Below are 16,074 nucleotides of genomic sequence, written 5' to 3' on the forward strand. Positions count from 1 at the left end.
CGCGTTCTCGAGGACCCCGGAGGGGCGGTCCGGCACGACGGGCAACGAGGAATGACCAAGTGAGCGAAGTTCTTTTCTACGAGCGCCCGGTGCCGCTCAACCGCGATTCCCACAAGAATCTGCGAATCAAGCCCATTCCCAGCGCTGCCTTCGCGGCCAAGGCGCACTCGGTGCCCTTGTCCTGCGTCGAGTTCCCGCATGCGGCGCATCACTATCCGATCCTGTTTGCCGGCGACAGCCTGGACGATCTGAATCCGATCGTCCTGCTCGGCCTGCGTCAGGAAGAGAACCTGATGGTTGATGAGAACGGGTTCTGGGCATCCGACACCTACGTGCCCGCGTTCGTCCGCCGCTATCCGTTCGTGCTGGCCGAGAAGCCGCCGGAAGAAGGCAAGGACGGCGACGACTTTGCCGTGTTCCTGGACGAGGCCTATCCCGGATTCGGTACCGAGGAAGGGCAGCGCCTGTTCAACGAGGACGGCACGGACACCGAGACCCTGAAGCAGGCGGTCGCGTTCCTGGGTGAGTTCCAGCAGCACATTCGCCGCACGCGCGAGCTGATGAAGCGTCTGCACGATCTGGAGCTGTTCACCAGCCGTACGATCGAGATCAAGATGCCGGGCAAGAACGTCGTTCTGAACGGTCTCTACGTGGTGGACGAGCAGAAGCTGCAGGGCCTCGACGCCGAGACGCTGCACGGCCTGATGCAGGACGGCTCGCTGACCTGGATCTTCGCGCACCTGTTCTCGCTCTCGAACCTGGATCGACTGGTGCAGCGCATGCACGCGCGCTTCACGCCGGAAGAGCGGGCCGAGTTCGAAGCCAAGATGAGGGAAGAGGCGGAGAACCAGGCCAAGGCCGGCAACGACGCCTGATCCCCGCTGCGCGGATCGACGAAAAACGCCCATCCGGCTGGATGGGCGTTTTTTTGTGCTTCATCGAAGCGCGTGAGCGTCTCTATCGAAGCGGCTGCGCCATGCGCACCAGGTCGACGTCGAAGCCCGCGGCCTCGTACATGCGTCGTGCGCGCTCGTTGCCCGGGAAAACGGCCAGCGTGATCATGTGGCAGTGGTGCTCCTCGGCCCACTCGCGGCTGTGATCGAGCAGGGCCTTGCCGATGCCGCGTCCTTCCTGCTTCGGCGACACGGCCAGATCGGAAATGTGGCAGTTGGTGCGGCCATTGAAGAAGTCCTGCGTCTTCTGCAGATGCACGAAGCCCAGCCGCATGCCGCTGTCGCGATCCTCGGCGACGAACATGAAACTGTTGGCCGGCGAATCTTCCAGGTGCTCGGACAGGTCCTTGCGGATGCCTTCGATGCATTCGTTGCGTCGTCGCCAGGCGGGCAGCGGAAAATCGACGAAACGCGGCACCAGTCCGATGATGAAGTCATCGTCGTCGGGGCTGGCCAGACGGATCAGGAAGGGCGAATCGCTCATGACAGCTCGCTGACTACGGCGCCCGGGGCGCGGGTGTGCAGTTCTACACCTTCGCGGCGATGCCGGAAAGTGCGAATCGTGCATCGCGCGACGTTCTGCCCGGTTCGTCGTGCCTCAGCGCACGGCGGGCACGCCGTCGATGCCGGACTGGATCGCGGCCCGATGCGCATGCGTGCGCGGCAGAATGCGGCTGAAGTAGAAGCGCGCGGTGTCGCGTTTGCCGGCCTGCGCTTCGGCATCCAGACTGGACTCGGGCAGGGCGGCCACGGTTCGCGCCCACATCCAGGCCAGCACGATGTAGCCGGAGTAGAACAGGTAGTCCACGGCCGCCGCGCCGATTTCGTCGGGATGGCCCTGGGCACGCTGGCCGATTTCCTGGGTCAGTTCGCCCCAGGTCTTGGCATGCACGGCCAGCGGTCCGACGAACTCGCCCAGCGTCTCGTCCTCGGCGTGCTGCTGGCAGAACGCCGCGATGTCGCCGAGCACATGCTTGAGTCCCGCGCCCTGCAGCTGCATGACCTTGCGGCCGAGCAGGTCCAGCGCCTGGATGCCGGTGGTGCCTTCGTACAGCGTGGTGATGCGTGCGTCGCGGGCAAACTGCTCGATGCCGTGCTCGGCGATGTAGCCATGGCCGCCGTAGGTCTGCAGCGCATGGTAGGTGCATTCGACGGCTGCCTCGGTCAGCAGCGCTTTGCAGATGGGGATGAGGAAGCTGAGCACCTCGCCGGCGCGGGCGCGTTCGGCGGCGTCCTCACTGCGTTCCTCGATGTCGCTCTGCAGCGCCGCGTACAGTGCCAGCGCGCGCCCGCCTTCGGCGAAGGCGCGCTGGGTCAGTAGCATGCGGCGCACGTCAGGATGCACGATGATCGGATCGGCGGCCTTGTCCGGTTCCACGGCGCCCGACAGCGCGCGCATCTGCAGGCGTTCGCGGCAGTAGGCGAAGCTGTTCTGCATCGCGCGCTCGATCAGCGAAAGTCCCTGGATGCCCACGGCCAGGCGGGCGGCGTTCATCATGGTGAACATGGCCATCAGGCCCTTGTGCGGCTGGCCGATCAGGTAGCCCTCGGCGCCGTCGAAGTTCATCACGCAGGTGGCCGATCCCTTCAGGCCCATCTTGTGCTCGATGGCGCCGCAGGCGACGGCGTTGCGCTCGCCCATGGCGCCGTCGCGGGCGACCTTGAACTTGGGCACGATGAACATGGAGATGCCGCGGCTGCCGGCTGGTGCGTCGGGCAGGCGTGCTAGCACCAGGTGGACGATGTTCTCAGTGAAGTCATGCTCGCCCGCGGTGATGAAGATCTTGGTGCCGGTGAGGCGGTAGGCACCGTTCTCGCCCGGTTCCGCACGCGTCTTGAGCAGGCCGAGATCGGAGCCGGCCTGCGGTTCTGTCAGGCACATGGTGCCGGTCCAGCGACCTTCGACGATCGGTTTCAGGAAGACCTCGCGCTGCCAGTCCTCGCCATGCGCCAGCAGCGCGTCGGTGGCGCCCTGCGACAGCAGTGGGTACGTACCCCAGGCCAGGTTGGCCGAGTCGATCATCTCCTTGACCAGTGCGCCGATGCTGTGCGGCAAGCCCTGGCCACCGAAAGCCTCTGGCGCGGTCAATCCGGCCCAGCCGCCGTCGACGTACTGCGCGTAGGCCTCGCGGAAGCCCTCCGGCGTGCGCACCGAGGCGGTGTCGCGGTCGAAGTGGCAGCCCTCGGCATCGCCTTTCTGGTTCAGTGGCGCGAGAACCTGTTCGTTGAAGCGCGCGGCTTCGTTCAGGACGGCGTCGATGAGCTCGCGACCCAGCGCTTCGCCGCCGGGCAGACGCGCCAGCGTGGCGTCGCCGCCGAGCAGGTCGTAGAAGGCGAAACGCATGTCATCGAGCGGGGCGGCGTATAGTGTCATGTCGGATCCTGTGGGTGCGGTGTGGGCTCAGCGCCAGGTGTCGGCGATGCCGGGAACGGGCGATAACCAGGTGTCCTGGCTCTGCACCTTGAAGGTGCGGGCCTTCTTGCTCTGCTCGGGTTGGCCGGTCGCGCTGCCGCTGAGCTGATAGCGAACCGAGTTTCCGGATGCGGCGAGGAGCTTGGCGGCGGCGGCGGAGGGCATGATGCGGACTTCGGCGACATCGACCGAGAGCGCGGGGATGTCCAGATCGATGGGTTGGTCGATGCGGCCTGCGGCGACGCCGTGGAGTTTCATGTCCAGGTGCACAGCGCTGAATTTCACGCCGTCGTAGCTGTTGTTCTGGATGCGCAGTTGCATCTGCCATTGGCCGTCGGCCGTCACGTGCAACTGCTGGATGCTGACCAGCGGCGGGAACACGCTCTTGCGCGTCGGGCCGCAGGCGCTCAGCGCGACCAACGATGCGATCAGGAGTACCACGCTCAGAACGCGTTTCATGCCTGCCTCCAAACGAATGTTCGAATTTCGATTCTAACGCCCGGAAGCGTAGATGCCACCCGTTGCGACACGATGTCCTTGCAATCGTTGGTGCGCGCGGCATGATGCTTCTTTTCCTCGCGAAGAACCGCTCATGCCACGACGCATTGCCGCCCGCCGTTCGCCGATCCACGGCAACGGCGTGTTCGCCCTCGCTCCGATCGCCAAGGGCGAAACCGTGATCCGCTACAAGGGGCGTCTCATCACGCACGCGCAGGCCGATCGCCTGTACGGCGACGGCGCCGATACCGGGCACACGTTCCTGTTCACGCTCAATGACAAGTACATCGTCGATGCCAACGTGGACGGCAACAACGCGCGCTGGATCAATCACAGCTGCGATCCCAACTGCGAGGCGCTGATCGAGGAGGCCGACGACGGCAACCCGAAGCACGACAAGGTGCTGATCGAGGCCAAGCGCGACATCGCGCCGGGCGAAGAGCTGACCTACAACTACGGCATCGTGCTCGAGGTGCCGCACACAGCGAAGATGAAGAAGCTGTGGGCGTGCCGTTGCGGTTCGCCGAACTGCACCGGGACGCTGCTGCAGCCCAAGTGCTGAGGGTTTTCTTGAATCGACGGCTCCGAGCCTCCATTTCGGAGGCATGAGTCGAGCTTTCGTCAAAGAATCCGATTCGCCGGTCGGCAGCGAATTGCCGGAGCGGCCGATCAGTCCCCATCCCAATTACGTCACGCCTTCCGGGTTGACGAAGCTGCGCGCGTTACTGGAGAACGCCCAGGCGCGCAAGCATGCGTTGAATGCGGCGGAAGACGACATCGAGGCCAAGGCCGAGCTGCAGGCCGTGAAGCGCGACCTGCGCTGGCTGGAGGCGCGGGTCGGCAGTGCGCGCGTGGTGGATCCGGACGGTCAGCCGCGCGACCGCGTGGCGTTCGGCGCCACTGTGGAGGTGGCCGACGACGAGGGCGAGCACACCTACCGTATCGTTGGCGAGGACGAAGCGGAGGCCGACGAAGGGCTGGTCAGCTATGTGTCCCCGTTGGCCAAGGCGCTGCTGGGCGCGAAGGTGGGCGACGAGGTGGTGTGGAAGCGGCCGGCCGGGGATCGCGTCATCGAAGTGCTGGGTATCGACTACGCATCGTGACCGGTGCGTACGGCGGGCATCGCCGAACGACTGGAAATGACGGGCGAATGCTGCGCATTCGCCCGTTTTTTTGCGTGTTCAGCCGCCCTGCGTGGCGCTGAGATTCTGCAGGTTGCGCGTGATGTCCTGCTCCAGGTAGCTGATCCAGCCGTTGTAGTTGCGGTGGATGTAGCGCGTGCTGCCGCGCTGGCTGTAATCGAGATTGGTGCTGTGCAGGTAGGTGATGTTCACCGCCTGGGTGTTGTAGGTGATGCGGATCGTCGCCGTGTGATCGCGCAGGTGCAGCGTGGACAGGATGGTGCCGTCCTCGATCTTGTCGAGGGTCCACTTGCGACCCTCCAGCGCCGACACGATCGACTTCTTGACCTGCGCCTGGCTGACGCCGGACGGCACGCTGATGGCCGGTGCCGGCTTCAGCACGGCCTTGGTGCAGGCGGACACGGCGAGCAGGGCGACGCATGCCAGCGTCGCCAGAGCGAAACGTTTCATCATGAAATCCCCTTCCATGTTTGTTGTTGATGTTTGAATGTGCGCTGCGTGAGCGCCCGCGGATGATATCGGGACTGGACGCATGATGCGATGCGCCTGAATCGGGGGGCAGCGGGGCAATGAAAGTCGCCACGACGCGTGCCGCATTTGTTGCCTGCGCGCGCCGTGGCGTTGTGCCATGTGGCTCCGAGCGCGGTGTCAGACGGCTTCCGCGTGCGGCCGCCAGGCATCGCACAGACGTTTCTGCACGCCGCCGGGCACGGCCTCGTAGTGGCTCATTTCCATCGCGTAGCGTCCCTGGCCACCTGTCATTGATTTCAGTTCGGTCTGATAGTCGGTCAGTTCGGCCAGCGGCACCTGGGCCTTGATGACCAGCTCGTCGCCGCGCAGAGTGTCCGTGCCGAGGATACGCGCACGCCGCGAGGCCAGGCTGCCGGTGACGTCGCCGACGCTGGCCTCGGGAATCGACACCTCGAGATTGACGATCGGCTCCAGCACCAGCGGCCCGGCCTTGGCAACGGCGTCGAGGAAGGCTTTGCGGCCGGCGGTGACGAAGGCGATCTCCTTGGAGTCGACCGGATGATGCTTGCCGTCATGGACGATCACGCGCACGTCCTGCATGGCGTAGCCGGCCACTGCGCCGCTCTCCATGGCCTGCAGCACGCCTTTCTCGATGGCCGGCAGGAACTGTCCGGGAATGGTGCCGCCCTTGACCTGGTCGACGAATTCGAAGCCCGCGCCACGCGGAAGCGGTTCCACGCGCAGGAAGACTTCGCCGAACTGGCCTGCGCCGCCGGTCTGCTTCTTGTGCCGATGATGGCCTTCGGCGCTGCTGCTGATGGTCTCGCGGTAAGCGATGCGCGGCGGGTGCGTCTTCACGTCGACGCCGTAACGCTGTTTCATGCGCTCCAGCGCGACCTTCAGGTGCAGATCGCCGAGGCCGCGAAGCACTGTCTCGTTGAGTTCCTTGTGGTGTTCGACCTGTAGGCACGGGTCTTCCTCGCACAGACGGTGCAGCGCCTGCGAGAGTTTCTGCTCCTGTCCCTTGCGTGCCGGCTCCAGCGCCAGCGCGAACATCGGCTGCGGCAGGTCCAGCGGCGCCAGATGGATGTGCTGGTCGGCCTGGGCGTCGTGCAGCACGGCATCGAAATGAATGTCGTCGACCTTGGCCACCGCGGCGATCTCGCCCGGGCCGGCTTCGTCGATCTCGACGTGTTCCTTGCCCTGCAGGCGGAACAGGTGGCCGACCTTGAACGGCTTGCGGCCGTCGTCCACAAACAACTGCGAATCCTTGCGCACCGTGCCCTGGTGCACGCGGAACACGCTGAGCTTGCCGACGAAGGGGTCGTTGACGATCTTGAACACGTCGGCCAGCACGTGACGGTCGGGATCGGCCACGGTCAGCACCGGCTCGCTGTCGCCGTCCTGCTCGCGCATGAAGGGCGGCGGGTTGCCTTCGGTCGGGCTGGGCAGCAGGCGAGCGGTAAGATCGAGCAGTTCCTCGACCCCGACGCCGGTGCGCGCGGAGACGAAGCAGATTGGCACCAGGTGCGCTTCGCGCAGGCATTGTTCGAAGGCGTCGTGCAGTTCCTCGCGGCTGAGGTCGCCTTCGCCGGCATCCAGGTAGTGCTCCATCACGCTCTCGTTGATTTCCACGACCTGGTCGAGCATTTGCCGGTGCGCATCGGCCAGCGAGGAGAAGTCGGTTTCGCCGGTATCGTGGAAGAAGCAGTCCAGCACCTTGGTCCCGTTCTCCGCGGGCAGATTGACCGGCAGGCATTCGGGACCGAACTGGTCGCGCAACGCGTCGACCAACGCAGCCAACGTCTCGCCGTTCACGCGGTCGATGCCGTTGACGATCAGCAGGCGCGCCAGTTTGCGCTGGCCTGCATACTGCATGAGTCGACGCGTGCCGTGCTCGATGCCGGCCGTGGCGTCGACGACCACGGCCATGGTCTCGACCGCATTCATGGCCGACAGCGTGGGACCGCGGAAATCGGCGTAGCCGGGAGTGTCGATCAGCTGGATGCGGCAGTCGTCGCGGTCCAGGCTGGCCAGTGACGTGTCAATGGAGTGCTGATGCTCGCGTTCCAGCGGATCATGATCGGAGACGGTGTCGCCGCGCTCGATCGTGCCTGCCGAGGAAATCGCCGCGCCGGCATGCAGCAGGGCTTCAAAAAGGGTGGTCTTGCCGGCGCCGGCGTGGCCGGACAGGGCGAGGTTGCGGATGCTTGCTTGACGTTGGGACATGACCTGCCTCCCTTCGAGGGTGAGGGGAATGTCCTGACGGGGTCCTGTGCGGGGGTCGTGATCTGATCGCATGCGAATCGCGAGCGCTTGGGCGGGAGCGGGCGGGCCATGTGGCGAGCGTGCGAATGAGGCCGTTGTGGCCCGGATGTGTGCGACACGCCGCCCGCAGACGGCCCGGACGATATCCGGTTGCCTTGCGCCACGCTCGGTTTGCTGTGGGCCTTCTGGACATCACGACACCTGCACTGGGACACATCAGGGTATCCCTGGAGGCCGTCATGGTCGTCCGCTCGGGAACGCTGGCCGCCGGGAGCGCGGTGCGCTGGGCGGGCGGTCATGGCGGGGGCATCAAGCCTTGTCCTTTTGCTGGCGCAGGTCAAGTGGCCCTGTGCAACGCATGAATGCGCGGCGCGTTGACATGCCCGATTTCGCGATTAAGAGGCAATTCAATGCCGATGCGGAGAATGCGAATCGCACCACCGATAAAGGAGTCGTGCCATGAAACGCTTCGTTACCACCCTGACGCTCGTTACCGCCATCGCCGCCAGCACCTCCGCGCTGGCCAATCCGCCCTGGGCGCGTCACGGCTACGGCCACGAGGCGTACATCGACTATGCGCGGGTGACCGCCGTGCGCCCGCTGTATCGCCATGCCTATCGGCCGCAGCGAGTCTGCCGCGATGTGCCGGTGGGTCGCGAGGTTTATCGCGACAACGGCCATCAGGCCGCGGGCACGCTGCTCGGTGCCGTGATCGGTGGCGTGCTGGGCAACACCGTGGGCAAGGGCGACGGGCGCAAGGCCGCGACCGTGGTCGGTGCGGTCGTTGGCGGTGCGATCGGCAACCGCGCTTCCGCAGGCGGTCGCGACGAAGTGCGCACCGCCTATGCCCGGCGCTGTCACACCCGTTCGGTCTATGCGGGCGATCGCGTGGTCGCGTACAACGTGACCTATCGCTATCGCGGCGACATCTATCGCACGCGCATGGATCACGATCCGGGTCGCCGTTTGCGTGTTCGCGTGGACGACCGTGTGCGACCCGCGGAGTAAATGCCGGCAGCGGGAACTCGACAGGGTCGCCGCACTCCAAAGGGCATGTGGAGCGAAGGCGGCCGGGCAGCCCCGGCCGCCTTCGCCGATGTTCGGCAGTCATCCCGTTTGTTATCGCGGACAGACCGAAGCCAGGGAAGATCATTCGGAGAAACACCTCATGCATTCGAGCCTTTGCGCATCTCGCGTCCGACGAGGGATTCGACATCGATGGGTCGTGCGCCTGTGCGTGTACGGATGACGGTGCGGGAGTCCAGACACGAGAACAAGAAGGGAGGCGCTGCGTGCTCCAGGGGTCGAGATTCCGGTGAGACTTTGTCGTGTGCGCGGCATCGCGTGCGCGGGACGAGGTTCGCCGGTGTCGAGGTCGCGGCATGCCTGCTCTCCGTGCTGGTCAATCTGGGTTTCGCGCTGTGGATGGTGCGCGTCCATCCGGTACGGCCACGGAACCGTACCGCGCCCCGTCGGAACGGTTCTCTGCGGTTTCGCTTTATCCGCACGCATCGCCCCGTACCTCCGCCCGCAGTGCCACCGTGGCCCGTGTCGGCAAGGCGCACATCGCCCGTGCGTCGCACTTTGCGCGTGCAAACTCTGCCCGTGCGGAGCGCTGCCGGGGCGCCGTTTCCGTCCGCTCCTTCGCGACACCGTCCGGAACATGCGCCCGAGGTGTCCTGGGCGATGGCTCCGGACCGCTTCGAGCCGCCAGCTCCCGTGCATGCCAGCCCGACCGATGGCCATGCCCGGTCGCCTGGCGTGCCCGAGTTCATCCAGCCCGCCCTGCAGGGATTTCCCGACCTCATGACGCGGGGTACGCACGGGATCGCGGTGAAGAAAACCGTGTTCTCTCCTTATTGGACGCCACAACATGTAGACGGCATCAGCGAGTGGCTGCAGCATCTCGTGGACGCGACGGCTTATCACAAGACATTCGATCTGGGACACGGTATTCGCCTGCACTGCGCCAGCAGCCTGTTCGGTATCGGCGTGGCGATCGGTTGCGCGGGCGATCCGCCGCCGCCGCCTTCGAGCAAGAGCGGCGATGCGCGCCTGAGCATGGCGCCGGCCAAGCCGCTTGCGCCGGGTGCGGGGGCGACGGGTCATGCGCGGAAGGCCTCTGTCAGGACACCCGCCAGACCGCTTCTCGTGCGGGTGGATTGCGAGACGGCCCGCGTCTCGGGTGCGCCGCTGCCGCCGCATTGCGCACGAAAGCGGCGAGCGGATGCGAACGCGACATCCAGGTACGGCGGTGGTGGATGATGAGCACTGCCGCTGGTTGCCGGGCACTGTTAAGGTGTCCGGGATTGCCGGGTCCGTGTCGGATCTGCGCGTGTTACGGATCGCGGACATGAGGATGCCGAGTACCTTCATCATCCTTGACGTTGCGCCTCGCCTGCGGCGGGCGTGTTTCGGTGTGCGCGCATGAAATGGCTGGGCTATGTCCATACGCCGATCGCGGAGCATCACCGCTGGTCGCCGCATTCCCGTCGATCGATCTCCACCGGGAAGGGCACGTTCAGTCGCACGACCCGGCTGATGCTGCATCAGATGCGCTGGCGCAAGCCGCCGCCGCAGCACGGTTTGAACATCACGGCCTGGGTGCTCTCGATTCTCGTGCATCTGGTGGTCGCGACAGCGATGCTTCTGGTGCGCCCGCCGCACTACGCGCCGCCGACGCCGCAGGGGCAGGAAAACGCCATCCAGGTACGTTTCATCGACAGCAGCCCGCCGCCGCCTCCACCGCCGCCGCCGGTGCCGCCGCGCAAGCCGACTCCGGTGAAGGAGCAGGTCGCGCAGCGCGCCGTCGCGACGCCGGCACAGGCGCCGAATCTGGCGCCGATTCCCGTGTCCGCGCCGGCGCGTCCGAAGATCGACGTGCGCATCGCGCGCATCGAGCCGAAGGTGGAGGAGAAACCGCAGCCGCTGCCGCAGGTGCAGCCCGTGGCACAGCCACCGGTGTCGCCGCCGAAACCGGATGCGCCGGCGATTGCGGTGCCGCCGCCGCCGAAGGTGGTGCTGGAACCCTCGAAGATGGCGTTGCCGCCGCCCAAAGTGACGCTCGACCAGCAGACGACCGTGCCCTCGCCCTCGGTGATGGATCAGCCGATTGCCATCGAGCGGCCCAAGCCGGTTCAGGGCGCGCCGAAACTCGACGTCCAGGCCGAGCAGGCCACACCGGCCGCGGTGCAGCCGGTACAGGCGTCGCCGCCAGCGTTGCCGCAGCCTCAACCGCAGATCGATGTCGGCAAGGTGTCGCCGCGGCAGCAGATTGCCGTGCAGCCGACGCAGAAACTGCAGATCGACGCGGCAGCGGTCGAGCCGACTGCGGCACAGTCGCCGATAGCCGTGGCCGCGCCAGCGGAGGCGCCGAGTCAGGATCTGCCCGCCGCCCCGGTACAGGCACCCACGGTACGCATCGATGTGGCTGGGACGACTGCGCCGCAAGTCGACCTTTCGTCCTCCCGGACCGAGGTCGAATCGGTGCCGGATATGCATGTCCAGCCGCCGAGCGTCACGCCGACGCCATCCTCTTCGGTCGCACCGGCGCGATCCAGCACGGTCGTGGCACCGCCGCGGCCGGACGATACTTCGTGGGCGCAGCAGTCGGACCGTTTCGGCAAGAAGCCCGTCTCTCAACCCGGGCACGGAGAGGCCGCGCAGCGTCAGGCTGGAAAGGGAAGCCCGGACGGTGTTCCGGCATACATCCAGCGTCAGCCGCAGGGTAATTCCGACGTGATGACCCGGCGTTATCACGGCCTCGATTACAAGCCGACGATCTTCGACAAGTACTGGGCGCCGGATAACCAGGACGCACTCACCGCCTGGTTGCAGAATCTGGTCGATGCACTGAGCTTCAAGAAGACGTTCGACCTGGGGCGTGGCGTGCGCATTCACTGCGGTGGCTGGTTGCTGGGCTTCGGCTGCGGCGGCGATCCGCCCAGCGGACCGTCCGCGAAGAGCGACGATCCGCGTCTGAACATGGCGCCGGCGAAGCCGCTGGTGCCGGGTATGGGCGCGTCCACGGCGGCGCCGGCCGCGCCGGTATCGTTGCCGCAATCCTCGTCGCAATCGGTCGAGTGCGAGACCGCGCGGGTTTCCGGCGGTGTGCTGCCGCCGGGTTGCGCGGCGCCGAAGGGCGCGCGCAGTCACAATTGGTAGTGGGTTCGCCTACAGCTTGCGCAGCAGTTCCGGCATTAGCGGCAGGCGGCGCACGCGGATCGTGGTCGCGGCCGACACTGCGCTGGCCAAGGCCGGCGCCGCCGAGGGCATGGCGACGATGCTGGCGCCGGTTGGAGCCAGGTCGGAGGGGATGCTGATGACCTCGACTTCGTTGGGCAATTGCGCCATGCGTGCCAGCGGGTAATCGTGGAGGTCGGTCTGCACGATGCGACCGTCGCGTATCTGGATGATCTGACCGAGCGCCGTGGATATCCCGTCCACGGTCGCGCCCATCGCCTGCGCCTGCAGCCCCAGCGGATTGACCACGCGGCCGACATCGATCGCGCATACGGCGCGGTGAATACGCAGCCGCTCGCCGCGCACGGACACCTCGAAGGCATGCGCGCAGTAGGCGCCGTCGATGTGGTGGAAGGCGATGCCCAGACCATGGCCGTTGGTGCGGCGCTTGCGCCAGTCGATGCGCACGGCGACCCGTTGCAGTACGTTCGCGAGACGGGCCGTGTCGATCGGGATGCTGGCCGCCATGCCGGGAAGCATGCGCGGTTCGCCGAGCAGTTCCATGCGCAGATCGAGCGGATCCTTGCGCAGGACGTGCGCAATCTCGTCGAGGAACATCTGCGTGGCGAAGGCGTCCACTACGTCGTGCCCGGCGCGGCTGGGTCCGCGCGGCAGTGGACTGTCGAGCTCGTACCAGGTCGAACTGAAATTCGGGATCAGGCCGGCGGGCAGGGCGTCGGGGTTGTTCTCGGAGGTCCACAGCCGATCCGCTGGCACCTCGCGTCCAGCCAGGACCGAGGCGCTGGCCTTGCGCACGTTCCAGCCGATCAGGCGTTTGCGGCGGTCCAGCAGCGCCTGCATGCGGTGCAGGGCACCGGGGCGGTAGAAATCGTGCTGCAGATCCTGGTCGCGGGTCCACATCAGCTTGACGGCGGTGCCGGTCGCCTTGGCCAGTGTCACCGCCTCGGCCAGAAAATCGTGGTCGAGGCGGCGCCCGAAGCCGCCTCCGGTACGCGGGACCTGCACGTCGATGCGGGATGCGGGCATGCCGGTCAGGCGCTGCACCACGGTCAGGGCTTCCTGTGGCGACTGCGTCGGGGTCACCACATGGATACGGTCGGTGTCGATGCGCACCAGGCAGTTCATCGGTTCGGCGGTGGCGTGGGCGACGAACGGCTGCGTGTAGAGCGCCTCGACGCGGTGTGCGGCCTTCTTCGCAGCTTCGGCGAAATCGCCGTCTTCGCGCACGTGGCGGGTCGGTTCGGCCTGGCTCTGCAGCAGATCGTGGGCACGCTGTTCCATGGCCGCCGTGGACGCATTCGCGTTCTTGCCCGGTTTCCAGGAAAGCTTCAGCGCGTCGCGTCCGCGCAGCGCCGACCAGGTGTCGTCGGCCAGCACCGCCACGCCGTTGGCGATGGGTGTGCTGCCCAGCGGCTGACCGGGTTCCGGCTGGAATTGAAGGACTTTGCGCACACCGGGGATCGCCAGCGTGGCCTGGGTGTCGATGCTGTCCAGCGTGCCGTCGGGCCAGGGGCAGTGCAGCACCACGGCAGTCAGGGCCTCGGCCATGTACTGGTCGATGGCGAATTTTTCCTCGCCGCGCACCATGGCTTCGGCGTCGACGTCGCCGGCGGGTCGACCGATCAGGCGGAAGCGGTCGGGCGTCTTCAGCGGCGGCGCGGTCTGCGGCGGGGCCTGGCGCAGGGCGGATTTCACCAGTGATCCGTAGTCGAAACGGCGGCCGTCCGGCGCGATCACGGCGCTGTTCTCGCAGCGCAGGTTGGCGGCCGCGACGCCGCTGGTCTGCGCCGCGGCCTGCACCAGCAGCCATCGCGCCAGAGCGCCGGCGGTGCGCAGGTCCTGCCAGGCGGCGGGAATGCTGCTGCCGTCTCCGCTGCGCTGATGGCCATAGCGCCAGTGCAGGCTGTCGTTGCCGCTAACCAGATCGGGACCGAGCGACAGCACTTCGACGCGGGTCCAGTCCGCGTCGAGTTCGTCGGCGATGATGCGCGGCAGGGACGTGTGCGTGCCTTCGCCGCAGTCCGGATCACGTGCGCCAAGGATCACGCGCCCGTCCGGCTCGATGCGCACGTAGGGGCCGAGACGCGTGACGGGATCGCCGAGCAGGGCCAGCGGTGTGTCGCCGTCGTCGGCGCGCGCCTGGCGAACGCCGACGATAAGCGCGCCGGTCGCGCCGGCCATGATCTGCAGAAAACGGCGCCGGGTCAGCGGTACGCGGACAGTCATTTTGCGGCCTTCGTGGCAAGCAGTTGCGCGGCGGCGCGGTGGATGGCGCGGCGGATGCGCGGCTGGCTGCCGCAGCGGCACAGATTGGGCAGCGCGTCGATGTCGGCGTCGCTCGGATTCGGCTTGCGGCGCAGCAGATCCGCGGCGGCCATCAGCCAGCCCGGCTGGCAGTAGCCGCACAGGATTGCGTCCTCGTCGATCCAGGCCTGCTGCAGGGCGTGCAGACGACCGTCCGGACCGGCGAGGCCCTCGACCGTGGTGACGTCGCTGCCAGCCAGGGTTTCCATGGTGCGTGCGCAGGCCAGGGCGCGCTTGCCGTCGATCAGCACGGTGCAGGCAGCGCAGACATTGCTGTCGCAACCGTATTTGGTGCCGGTCAGTTGCAGCACGTCGCGCAGGTACCACAGCAGCGGCATCGCCGGATCGCCGGTATGCAGATAGGGTTCGCCGTTGATGCGGAGCGAGATCCCGCTGCGCGGCGGAACCCTGGTGATGGTGTCGGGCGGCGTCTGGACAGGTTGCGCTTGCACGTTGGGTACGTCCTCTGGCGTCGGCGTACGCCTATTCTTGCAGAGCCAGGCCGTTCAGCGGCTGAACCGGTGTCGACGCCGATCACGCCGCCGACCGGGCACCTGGGCAACAGACGTAACCGGGCGCTTGCGCGCCCTGCTGCATGGGACTCCGCGAACCATCCGCACAGCATGCGATGCGCTGCGAGTGCGGGCAACTGTCGCTGCCAAAGGCGTTACGGACACGTCCTTCGGTCATCATGCCTGCGGGAGCAGGAGTCCAGCGATTTCAGCGCCATTGGAAAGAAAGACGCTGGTTATTCGCTTCGCTCGCCCCTCCGGGGCCATTCTTCGGACGCTCTGCGCGTTGCGTGCTTGTCCGGTTTTCGCCGGGGTGACACAAGAGGGGAGGCTTCCGAGGTTCCCATGCGGGACGATCAAAGCGGGGCGATCAGAGGTTCAGACGGCCCTCGACCACGACGACGCAGCGGCCGCCCACGGCCACGTGTCCCTCGGTGTCGACGCTCACCTCCACAATGCCGTCGCGGCCCACTTCGCGGCCTTGACTGGCGGTGTAGCGGCGACCGTAGTCGTCGAGTCCGCCCTCGGCATGCAGGTAGGCGGCGATGGCCGCGTTGGCGCTGCCGGTGACGGGGTCTTCGGGAATGCCGTCGGCCGGGCAGAAGGCACGCACGGCCATGTCCGCGCGGCCGTCGCGTTCGCGACCGAACACGCAGGCGCCGACCGCGTCCCATTCCCGGCACTGCGCGGCCAGTGCGCCCATGTCCGGCTCCAGCGCGCGAACCGTCGCTGCGTCGGCCAGGTCGCATGTCAGCCAGTGCGGGCCGTTGTCGATCATCTGCGGTGGGCGTGCGGCTGTTGCGCCCACCGCGTCGCGGAGGACGTCGGCCTGCGTGGTGGACAGCATCTGCATGCGGGCCGGCGGCGCCTGCACGCGGATTGTCCGCCGCGCATCGTCGCCCTCGACCTGCACGGGCAGAAGTCCGGCAGCGCATTCCTGCACCAGTGCCCCGCGCGTCGCGTCCACGCGTCCGCAGGCCAGCGCGACGAAGGCGCTGCCGACGCTCGGATGCCCGGCGAAGGGCAGTTCCTGCCGCGGGGTGAAGATGCGCACGCGGTAGTCGGCCTCGGGCGTGGTTGGGGGCAGCAGGAAGGTGGTCTCGGAGAAGTTGGTCCACGTGGCGATGCGTTGCATGGCGGCATCGTCCAGGTCCTCGGCGTCGACGATCACGGCCAGCGGATTGCCGTAGAGGGCGCGGTCGGTGAAGACGTCGATCTCGAAATAGCGTCGTGGGGTCATGGCGGAACGGTGCGCAGACGGGTGGCCTACAATACACGTGACGCTTCTTCGCCATGTCGCGGCCACCTCC

Annotated in this window: 14 protein-coding genes; 6 read left to right on the forward strand and 8 right to left on the reverse strand. The window is 66.8% G+C overall.

The features are described 5' to 3' along the window. Positions 1-59 precede the first annotated feature (59 nt). On the forward strand, positions 60-875 hold the full coding sequence (locus HF690_RS11645; RefSeq protein ID WP_168609555.1) for a SapC family protein: 816 nt from the start codon (positions 60-62) through the stop codon (positions 873-875). Between the two features lie 82 nt (positions 876-957). On the opposite strand, the gene HF690_RS11650 is transcribed toward HF690_RS11645, so the two are convergent. From HF690_RS11650 to HF690_RS11660, 3 genes are all read right to left on the reverse strand, one after another. After that, positions 958-1,437 (reverse strand): GNAT family N-acetyltransferase, encoded by a 480-nt coding sequence (locus HF690_RS11650; RefSeq protein ID WP_113063651.1) that lies wholly within the window; start codon positions 1,435-1,437, stop codon positions 958-960. Between the two features lie 114 nt (positions 1,438-1,551). Beyond that, positions 1,552-3,327: an acyl-CoA dehydrogenase C-terminal domain-containing protein gene (locus tag HF690_RS11655; protein ID WP_168609556.1), complete on the reverse strand. Its 1,776-nt coding sequence runs from the start codon at positions 3,325-3,327 to the stop codon at positions 1,552-1,554. Positions 3,328-3,354: 27 nt separating this feature from the next. Then, positions 3,355-3,825, reverse strand: a complete 471-nt coding sequence (locus HF690_RS11660; protein WP_168609557.1) for a hypothetical protein — start codon at positions 3,823-3,825, stop codon at positions 3,355-3,357. 133 nt (positions 3,826-3,958) lie between these two features. Here HF690_RS11660 and HF690_RS11665 point away from each other — a divergent pair, with 133 nt between their 5' ends. After that, positions 3,959-4,426 (forward strand): SET domain-containing protein, encoded by a 468-nt coding sequence (locus tag HF690_RS11665; protein WP_168609558.1) that lies wholly within the window; start codon positions 3,959-3,961, stop codon positions 4,424-4,426. 43 nt (positions 4,427-4,469) lie between these two features. Continuing rightward, a complete protein-coding gene (locus tag HF690_RS11670) occupies positions 4,470-4,967 on the forward strand; it encodes a GreA/GreB family elongation factor (protein WP_168609559.1) in 498 nt (165 codons plus the stop codon). Between the two features lie 78 nt (positions 4,968-5,045). Here the strand turns inward: HF690_RS11670 and HF690_RS11675 are convergent, their stop codons facing one another. Continuing rightward, positions 5,046-5,459: a hypothetical protein gene (locus HF690_RS11675; RefSeq protein ID WP_168609560.1), complete on the reverse strand. Its 414-nt coding sequence runs from the start codon at positions 5,457-5,459 to the stop codon at positions 5,046-5,048. 195 nt (positions 5,460-5,654) lie between these two features. Continuing rightward, positions 5,655-7,706, reverse strand: a complete 2,052-nt coding sequence (fusA, locus tag HF690_RS11680; protein ID WP_168609561.1) for an elongation factor G — start codon at positions 7,704-7,706, stop codon at positions 5,655-5,657. A gap of 498 nt (positions 7,707-8,204) precedes the next feature. Between fusA and HF690_RS11685 the strand changes: the two genes are divergently transcribed. The 3 genes from HF690_RS11685 (at position 8,205) to HF690_RS11695 (ending at position 11,909) form a co-directional block, all read left to right on the forward strand. Continuing rightward, positions 8,205-8,753: a glycine zipper 2TM domain-containing protein gene (locus tag HF690_RS11685; protein WP_168609562.1), complete on the forward strand. Its 549-nt coding sequence runs from the start codon at positions 8,205-8,207 to the stop codon at positions 8,751-8,753. Positions 8,754-9,431: 678 nt separating this feature from the next. Further along, positions 9,432-10,010 carry a hypothetical protein gene (locus HF690_RS11690; RefSeq protein ID WP_205300832.1) on the forward strand — a complete coding sequence of 193 codons (579 nt, stop codon included), beginning with the start codon at positions 9,432-9,434 and terminating at the stop codon, positions 10,008-10,010. A 162-nt stretch (positions 10,011-10,172) separates the two neighbouring features. Beyond that, positions 10,173-11,909 carry a hypothetical protein gene (locus tag HF690_RS11695; RefSeq protein WP_205300833.1) on the forward strand — a complete coding sequence of 579 codons (1,737 nt, stop codon included), beginning with the start codon at positions 10,173-10,175 and terminating at the stop codon, positions 11,907-11,909. Between the two features lie 9 nt (positions 11,910-11,918). On the opposite strand, the gene HF690_RS11700 is transcribed toward HF690_RS11695, so the two are convergent. From HF690_RS11700 to HF690_RS11710, 3 genes are all read right to left on the reverse strand, one after another. Then, positions 11,919-14,174, reverse strand: a complete 2,256-nt coding sequence (locus HF690_RS11700) for a xanthine dehydrogenase family protein molybdopterin-binding subunit (RefSeq protein WP_168609565.1) — start codon at positions 14,172-14,174, stop codon at positions 11,919-11,921. Continuing rightward, positions 14,171-14,704: a (2Fe-2S)-binding protein gene (locus HF690_RS11705; protein WP_338042912.1), complete on the reverse strand. Its 534-nt coding sequence runs from the start codon at positions 14,702-14,704 to the stop codon at positions 14,171-14,173. Before HF690_RS11705 ends, HF690_RS11700 begins: the two co-directional genes overlap by 4 nt. 430 nt (positions 14,705-15,134) lie before the next feature. Then, positions 15,135-16,004: a PhzF family phenazine biosynthesis protein gene (locus HF690_RS11710; protein ID WP_168609566.1), complete on the reverse strand. Its 870-nt coding sequence runs from the start codon at positions 16,002-16,004 to the stop codon at positions 15,135-15,137. Between the last annotated feature and the right edge of the window lie 70 nt (positions 16,005-16,074).

This window comes from Oleiagrimonas citrea (assembly GCF_012395255.1).
Classification (GTDB): Bacteria; Pseudomonadota; Gammaproteobacteria; order Xanthomonadales; family Rhodanobacteraceae; genus Oleiagrimonas; species Oleiagrimonas citrea.

Bases quoted from the DNA above. Each gene is read 5' to 3' on its own strand.
- HF690_RS11655 (WP_168609556.1), bottom strand. From the start codon at position 3,327: ATGACACTATACGCCGCCCCGCTCGATGACATGCGTTTCGCCTTCTAC.
- HF690_RS11695 (WP_205300833.1), top strand. From the start codon at position 10,173: ATGAAATGGCTGGGCTATGTCCATACGCCGATCGCGGAGCATCACCGC.
- HF690_RS11665 (WP_168609558.1), top strand. From the start codon at position 3,959: ATGCCACGACGCATTGCCGCCCGCCGTTCGCCGATCCACGGCAACGGC.
- HF690_RS11685 (WP_168609562.1), top strand. From the start codon at position 8,205: ATGAAACGCTTCGTTACCACCCTGACGCTCGTTACCGCCATCGCCGCC.
- HF690_RS11670 (WP_168609559.1), top strand. From the start codon at position 4,470: ATGAGTCGAGCTTTCGTCAAAGAATCCGATTCGCCGGTCGGCAGCGAA.
- HF690_RS11650 (WP_113063651.1), bottom strand. From the start codon at position 1,437: ATGAGCGATTCGCCCTTCCTGATCCGTCTGGCCAGCCCCGACGACGAT.
- HF690_RS11700 (WP_168609565.1), bottom strand. From the start codon at position 14,174: ATGACTGTCCGCGTACCGCTGACCCGGCGCCGTTTTCTGCAGATCATG.
- HF690_RS11675 (WP_168609560.1), bottom strand. From the start codon at position 5,459: ATGATGAAACGTTTCGCTCTGGCGACGCTGGCATGCGTCGCCCTGCTC.
- HF690_RS11710 (WP_168609566.1), bottom strand. From the start codon at position 16,004: ATGACCCCACGACGCTATTTCGAGATCGACGTCTTCACCGACCGCGCC.
- HF690_RS11660 (WP_168609557.1), bottom strand. From the start codon at position 3,825: ATGAAACGCGTTCTGAGCGTGGTACTCCTGATCGCATCGTTGGTCGCG.
- HF690_RS11690 (WP_205300832.1), top strand. From the start codon at position 9,432: ATGGCTCCGGACCGCTTCGAGCCGCCAGCTCCCGTGCATGCCAGCCCG.
- fusA (WP_168609561.1), bottom strand. From the start codon at position 7,706: ATGTCCCAACGTCAAGCAAGCATCCGCAACCTCGCCCTGTCCGGCCAC.